Origin of the sequence: Rummeliibacillus pycnus (assembly GCF_050459865.1) — a bacterium.
Lineage (GTDB): Bacteria > Bacillota > Bacilli > Bacillales_A > Planococcaceae > Rummeliibacillus > Rummeliibacillus pycnus_B.
Window position 1 is genome coordinate 1 of sequence record NZ_JBCMNM010000014.1, and the last position, 6,975, is coordinate 6,975.

At 31.4% G+C, this 6,975-nt stretch carries 9 protein-coding genes; all 9 read right to left on the minus strand.

The features are described 5' to 3' along the window. Window positions 1-125: 125 nt before the first annotated feature. Complete coding sequence (locus ABE048_RS03095) at window positions 126-503, minus strand: YkvA family protein (protein WP_430309063.1); 378 nt, start codon at window positions 501-503, stop codon at window positions 126-128. A 69-nt stretch (window positions 504-572) separates the two neighbouring features. After that, complete coding sequence (locus ABE048_RS03100) at window positions 573-1,388, minus strand: metallophosphoesterase (RefSeq protein ID WP_430309064.1); 816 nt, start codon at window positions 1,386-1,388, stop codon at window positions 573-575. Between the two features lie 90 nt (window positions 1,389-1,478). Next, window positions 1,479-2,171, minus strand: a complete 693-nt coding sequence (locus ABE048_RS03105) for a hypothetical protein (protein ID WP_430309065.1) — start codon at window positions 2,169-2,171, stop codon at window positions 1,479-1,481. Next, window positions 2,168-3,040, minus strand: a complete 873-nt coding sequence (locus ABE048_RS03110) for an ABC transporter ATP-binding protein (RefSeq protein WP_430309067.1) — start codon at window positions 3,038-3,040, stop codon at window positions 2,168-2,170. The genes ABE048_RS03105 and ABE048_RS03110 overlap by 4 nt, the downstream gene beginning before the upstream one ends. A 2-nt stretch (window positions 3,041-3,042) precedes the next feature. Next, the gene (locus tag ABE048_RS03115; protein ID WP_430309068.1) at window positions 3,043-3,408 is read right to left on the minus strand and encodes a GntR family transcriptional regulator; all 366 of its coding nucleotides are present in this window, start codon (window positions 3,406-3,408) and stop codon (window positions 3,043-3,045) included. 440 nt (window positions 3,409-3,848) lie between these two features. Beyond that, complete coding sequence (locus tag ABE048_RS03120; protein ID WP_430309069.1) at window positions 3,849-4,355, minus strand: DUF1648 domain-containing protein; 507 nt, start codon at window positions 4,353-4,355, stop codon at window positions 3,849-3,851. Then, complete coding sequence (locus ABE048_RS03125) at window positions 4,325-4,939, minus strand: hypothetical protein (protein ID WP_430309070.1); 615 nt, start codon at window positions 4,937-4,939, stop codon at window positions 4,325-4,327. Before ABE048_RS03125 ends, ABE048_RS03120 begins: the two co-directional genes overlap by 31 nt. Before the next feature lie 282 nt (window positions 4,940-5,221). Then, entirely contained in the window at window positions 5,222-5,764 is a 543-nt protein-coding gene (locus tag ABE048_RS03130; protein WP_430309071.1) for a hypothetical protein, read from the minus strand. A 268-nt stretch (window positions 5,765-6,032) separates the two neighbouring features. After that, entirely contained in the window at window positions 6,033-6,665 is a 633-nt protein-coding gene (locus ABE048_RS03135; protein WP_430309072.1) for a hypothetical protein, read from the minus strand. Window positions 6,666-6,975 lie beyond the last annotated feature (310 nt).

A 6,975-nucleotide genomic window follows, 5' to 3' on the forward strand; every position in this document is an offset into this window, starting at 1 on the left:
CCCGCAGGAGTCTTCGCTAAATCCACATCAACAAAGATAGCTATTATAATAAATATTCATCTTTTTTACTTTTTATTGTAATCGAATTTGGAAGAGATATCCTTCTTTTTTCTACTGATTATTTTTTAATAAAATAAAGAAATAGCCCAAAATAAAATACCAATCCAAAGCAGTATGATAACTGTTCCAGCTACCCAATTTTTCTTTTTTACATTTTCAGATTTCGCAACAATTTCACGACATTCTTGTAGAACATCTTTTGGTATTAATTTCAACACGAGTAATATTCCTAATGGAACCAGGATGATATCATCTAAATAACCTAATACTGGTATGAAATCAGGAATTAAATCAATCGGGCTAAACGCATATCCTACTACAATGATTGATAGGAGTTTAATATATAAAGGTGTTTTAGGATGTTTATAAACTTCAACTAAAACGAAAATATCTTTTTTTATTCTTTTTGCCTTTGTCTTTATTGAAGTAATTATGTTGCTCATTTTTCTCCTCCATTATATGAAAAAGAGGTTTACTTATAGTTCATTAACAATAAGTAAACCTCCTCAAAATTATTTAGTATGCAAGTCAGCTACTACTATTTCTGGACGATTATTAACACGGATCATCCCTCTACTATTACCAAGACCACGGCTAATTATTTGCGTCATACCATTTATTTGCTCAACTCCATCAATATGAGCTGGAAATAAATTAAATTGATGGTCGACTAGTCCTCCAAGTCCTGGAATGCGAATTTGTCCACCGTGTGCATGACCATTAAATGTTAAATCAACACCATGCTGCTCATAATTTTTATAATACTCTGGTCGATGTGCAAGTAAAATTTGAAACTTAAATGTATCAACATTCTTTAGTGCCAAATCCAACATTTCATCAGTCGTTTTACCATTTAATGGATCATCAATACCAACTAGCTGAATTGTTGCACCATTCATCGTGAAATCCTCAGCGTGGTTCGATAATACATGTACCCCAAGCTCTGTCATCCTTGTCTTAATATGTTCGACATCATTAATCGATACTTCATGATTTCCAATTACATAATAAACAGGGGCGATTTTTACAAAACCTTTTACTGCATTAAGACTACGTTCTAAGTCATAATTGTAACGATCTACTAAATCACCCGTAATCAAAATCAAATCGGGCTTCTGCTCCGATACCTTTTGAATAAGCTCCTCCTGATTATCACCAAATTGTGCATGATGTAGATCTGAAATCTGTACAATTCGTAAGCCTTCCATTTTCTTTGGCAGCTTTTTTACTACAATAGAATATTTCGTAATCTGAAGCCATTGCTGATTGATATATACAAAACCAACAAGAGCACCTAATGCGACCACAATTTTAATGAGTCTTTTCATAATATCATCCTAACCTATTTCACTCATTAAGAATTATAGACGATTTCCACTGTAAAATGTTGCTTCAGATTAATACCCAAAATTACTAAGTTATTTTTTAATTAAGTCCACTTTTTGTAACAATAAGTAAATACAACCCCATACAATTATGGATGCAACCAACAACCAACTAAAAGAACCCAGTGATTGGTGCATAAAAACATCCTTGCCTGCTTCAAACAAGTGGCTACGAATTGAAGGCAAAGTGACAGTTATAAGAAGAATCACTGCAAGACTTAACGGTCCGAATAGCCCCCATTTATAATGAAGTGCACCACTCAGCATAGCCAAACTACTAGCGAAAATCCCGATACAAGAATCAATCCAAATATTTGTTGCGATGTAAGAATGACCAGTAAATATATTACTCCAACTAAACATTGAAAAGTAATCTACATTAATTGCAGTTGTGAACCCTTTAACAGCTAATAACAAGATTATATTAATTAGCACCATTATGATTGTTCTTTGAATACTACTTACAAAACTCGCCTTGATAAACTCACTACGCGTTACACCAAAATGAATGCAATAATGGAAACTATTTTTAATCAATATATGATTCGATATGAATAAGAAAATATAAACCGGAAAACAACTCATATACATCGTTGTTGAGTAATTAAAGGAAGTGGAGAGAATAAAATTTAAAACTAAAAAGAAAATAAAGAATCCCCAAAAAATATTGATCGATTGCAAGTTTTTTACTTCAATAATCTTTTTTGCCGAAAGAACACGATTCATCGTATTTGTTCCCCTTTCTCTGTTACATGAACGATTATGTCTTGCATGTTTAATGCATTTTTCTTGCAGTCTTGTGGTAATTCTTGATTTTTACGTTGCTCTTGATCGAAAACGATTATTTCACCATTCCCCATAAAATGTTTCTCTTCCAGAACAAAGAAATTACTTTTTATTTTCTCAATTTCTTCATTTGGTCCTGAAATGGAGTAAACGACCTCTTTTAATTCATCTGTTGGAATTTCTAATAGTAATTTGCCCTTATTAATCACATACACTTTTTGGAACAAGGAACTAACCTCATCAATTAAATGTGTTGAAAAAATAATGGTTCTTGGCACTTCCATATAATCATTCAGAAGAAATTGATAAAATTTTTGTCTTGCATTGGCATCCATGCCGATGTATGGCTCATCGAAAATCGTAATTTCACTGCGACTGGCAATACCAACAAGGACACCTACTGCAGATTCCATCCCTTTTGATAATTCTTTAATTTTTTTTGTACTATCTAAATCAAAAAGAGTAAGAAGGGATTCAGCAATTTCATGATTCCAATTTGGATAGAAATTTTTACATAACTTCAGTAATTCTGAGATTTTCATATAACCATGAAAATTATTTCCTTCTTGAATAAAGCAGATTCCCCCTAACACCTCTTGATTGTTAAAAGGTTTTTGACCATTTACAAGGACATCACCAGAAGTTGTGCTCCATTCACCTGCAATGATTTTCATGAGTGATGTTTTTCCAGAGCCATTTTTCCCAAGAAATCCAATGATCTGATTTTCTTCAAAATTAAAATTTAGATTTTCCAAGATGACACGATTTTTTATCTTCTTTGAAACATTTTCCATTTGAATAACAGTCATTCTTATTCCCCCTGTTTGTCTATTAGTTGTTTTACTTCTTCAAGCGATATTCCAAGACGGCTTGCCTCTTCTAACAAAGGCTTTAAAAAACCTTGATAAAATTCATTTTTTCGCTGCATAAGGATTTTTTGACTTGCACCTTCTTTTACAAACATCCCAATTCCCCTTTTTTTAATTAAAATTTCGTCTTCTACCAATAAATTTAAGCCCTTTCTTGCAGTCGCCGGATTGATCTGATAAAAATCAGCAATTTCATTTGTAGAGGGTACTTGCTCTCCTTCATGAATATGTTTATTTAATATTTCATTCGAAATGATTTCTGCTACTTGTTGAAAAATAGGTACTTCACTATTTACATCTAATTTCAAGTTATACCTCCTCACAGTTGGTTAGTTACTTAGTTGGTTAGTTACTTATGTAACTAACTATATAACTTACAGTTTATAATGTCAATAAATAATTTCAAATATTTCCATTAATCAATTTCAAAATCCATTTTCGTTTTTTTAATACGAACATTTCAACTCAAAGTTGTTCTGGCACAGACGGCGCTTTCCAGGGGCTTGGCTTCAATCTTCTCAGGCCTGTCACGAAGCCTGCTATAGGATGTGGCGTTCTTAGGCTTTGTTCCTTAAAATTGTTACTGCGGGGCTTTCAGCTCAAACTTTCTCCGTAGGACATTGAATTAGCTTCCTTGAATTAGCACCGCACGAAAAAAAATGCGAATGCATATTCGAGGACTCGCTGTCATTCGCTCCTCAATGAACAAAAAACCGCACCTCTCAAGGTACGGTCTATAAAGAATTTACTATTTAATTTTTCTTTGCGTCAATATTCCTATTACAATTGGAATTACAGTTCCAATAATGATAATTGGTAATAACCACATACCAAAACTATATCCCCACCCTAATGCTATGGAAATGGATAAAAATATGATGCCGGAAAAAATGAAAAGACAAATATTTTTTATTTTATTTAGAAGTTTTCGACTATGTAAATAAAACTGTTCTACATTTGCTTCGTTTAATCGACTAGGATAGTTATGGATTTCAGGATGCTTTTCTAATACCTGCAAAAAAAGCATTATAAAAACACCTATAAATGGCAAAATCAATAGTTCCCATTTTGATCCATATCGATCTACTTCACCGAGAGCATTATAATGTGCTGGCACTTTTTCAGGTAGTACGGACCAATTAAAGATCAATAACAGTATTGAACTTACGAAAATAAGATAGCCAATGATATCCCAAACCCATTCACTTTTGGTTTTTGGTATGGTTAGTTTGGGTCTTTTCCAATAATCTGACATTGCTCATCCCCCTTTACTCCAGTCTCCCCTAATCTATGCTTACACAATATCTTCGTCAGTTTTTCTTTTGCTTCATCTGTAGTGACGATACATCTTATAGTTGAAAACTTTTCTTTCATTATCAATTCATAGCCTTCATTGACCTCTTTTGAATAACCATAATATTTATGATTTAGATTAATTGGTACAAATTGAAATGATTTTATTTTTTTCCAAGGGACAAAACGACTTCCACTTAACACACCATCATCTATAATTGCAAATAAATTTAACAGATTATATGAATAGGAGAAAGGAAGAAACACCAGTAAATAAAAGGAAGCATCAAAATTTTTAAAAACTATACCTATTATGAACATACCAATTACGAATAATAATATAAAGATATAAAGAAAAATTTCTATTTTTTGTTTTGAAAAAGTAGGTAAGCTCACTACTTTCTGAGGATTTGTTCTAATTGCAATTAACTCCTCATTCGTAATTGGAAAGATTTTGTCTTTCTTTAGTTTTATTAATAAATGAATAAACTTGTAGCAGAAGTACCCTATCACAATTAAAAACACAATATTTAAGAAGAGTATCAATTCTATTCCTCCAATGAGATAGATAAACTATAAATTAGCTTTTGTTCATGGTCTTTGCTCATACTTCTTTAATCTAATAGAACAAAATGGAAACTTATCTAAATTATATAAAATTATACATTATTGAGTCAATTTCATTAGAATCACTTACCCTTTAAAGATGTTTGTGTTTTTTGAAATGCTCTGTTTAAGTTGATTGTTCTTTATTAAATAAAGAAGCATATTCGATATTAAATTCGAGTACACTCTTGTTTCTTTCATGGGGAAATAATTACAATCTCCCTATTTTGAATATTCTCGATTAAAGAAACGAAGATTCGAAATCTTCCATTTGCCATTTTCTTCTGTCATATAAAAACGCACTTCATCGGTAAATGGAGTCTTTTGACCATCTATTAATTCATTTAATTCAACTTCGTAGGCATACTCCAAATGATCATCTTTTTCTGTAAAAGACAATTGCTTTAATGACTGTAATTCATAATCAGCTTTTTTCTCCATAGCAAGTTGTGGTAAAAATCTAAATATTCCATTTCTCAACAATATATCAAATTCTTTTTTTGTGAAATATGATTCAAAAGATTTTGGATAAAGTTCTCCAAATTTTGGAGTATCGACTGTAATTATTGTTTCTTCACCTTTTCCCTCAAGTTGTTTGTTCAATTCTTCATCTAATTTATCCATTATTTGATTACTTTCTTCGTATGAGACATTGTAATATGCAGTTAAGAATGATTCAATTTCATCTGTACCCTTTTGTTCAGAACAGCCTACACTTATTAATAATATAACTATCATCAAAGTAAAAAGTTTTATATATCTCATTCATCATCTCCCCTATTATTTTTCTACGATTACATAAGGGGAATAGTTCCATTTTTCTTCCTTTTTCCATATCTATTGCAATTTATTTTTAACTTCTTTCTGTCATCAAAGTACCAACGTTAAATATTAACAGTACAATAGGACATCTAATTATATTGACTACGTTGAGAAGATATTCGTTTGGTTGTGCTCAATAAAAGAAAAAACGGACGAAAGATTAAATAATCTTTCTGTCCGTATTAATGTAAAAATCTTTTCGATTAAAGGATTAATCTTGAGGAGTAAATTTAATTTGCAAACCGCTATTGATATCAATCGTATCTCCGTCTTCTAATTCTAAGTTGTTAAATTTAGAATTATAAAATTCAGGATCGCCTACCCCAAACATTTCATTTACTTTTAAATCATAGTCATTTGAAACAACAAAGTTCCCTTGACCACTAATAGCTGTAGCTTTATATAATCCTGGATCAATATCTCGACCCACTTTATATTTACCAGCTGTTAACGTTTTTGTTCTTGCAGCCAATTCTGCTGCCGCTTTTGCTTTTGCTTTACGCTCTTGTTCTTTTTGTGCAGCTTCTTTTCTAGCTTTTTCTTCAGCTTTTAATTTTTCTTCTTTTGCATTAGCTTCTTTGATTTTATTTTCTTGTTCTTGTTTAGATAATTCGAAGAAAGGTTTTGCTTCATCTACTTTTGCTTGAAGTTTGTTGATTTCTGCATCTTTTTCTTTTACCGTTTTTGATAAATCTTTTGTTTCTTTTACTATATTATTATACTTATCTACTACCTTATTGTAGTCTTCGCTGGATGGTCCAGAAGAGGAACCGATTATTAACGCTATAATAGCTATTAAGATATACCTCCAACGTTTTTTGATAAATGATAATAATGTGTTCATGTAATTCATCCTTTTCTTTTTTTATATCTAAAATGGCCAAGCTAAATTACTTGGTCATTTTACTAACATGAATATCTAGAATATTTTTTGTGACTCTTCTTAGCCAAAAGTAAGCTTATTTTCCTTTTGATAATTGAGTAACTAAACTGCTTTATTGACAAAAGTCGGTCTTTTCAACCTCAGAAATATAAATTCTATGTATTTATAGCAAATTATCAAATTATTAATTATTTCTTATTTAATCTGGTTGCAGTATGATGTGGAATTAGCTTCGCTTTCCGCTGGCGAGCGTTGAGCCTCCTCGGGGCAA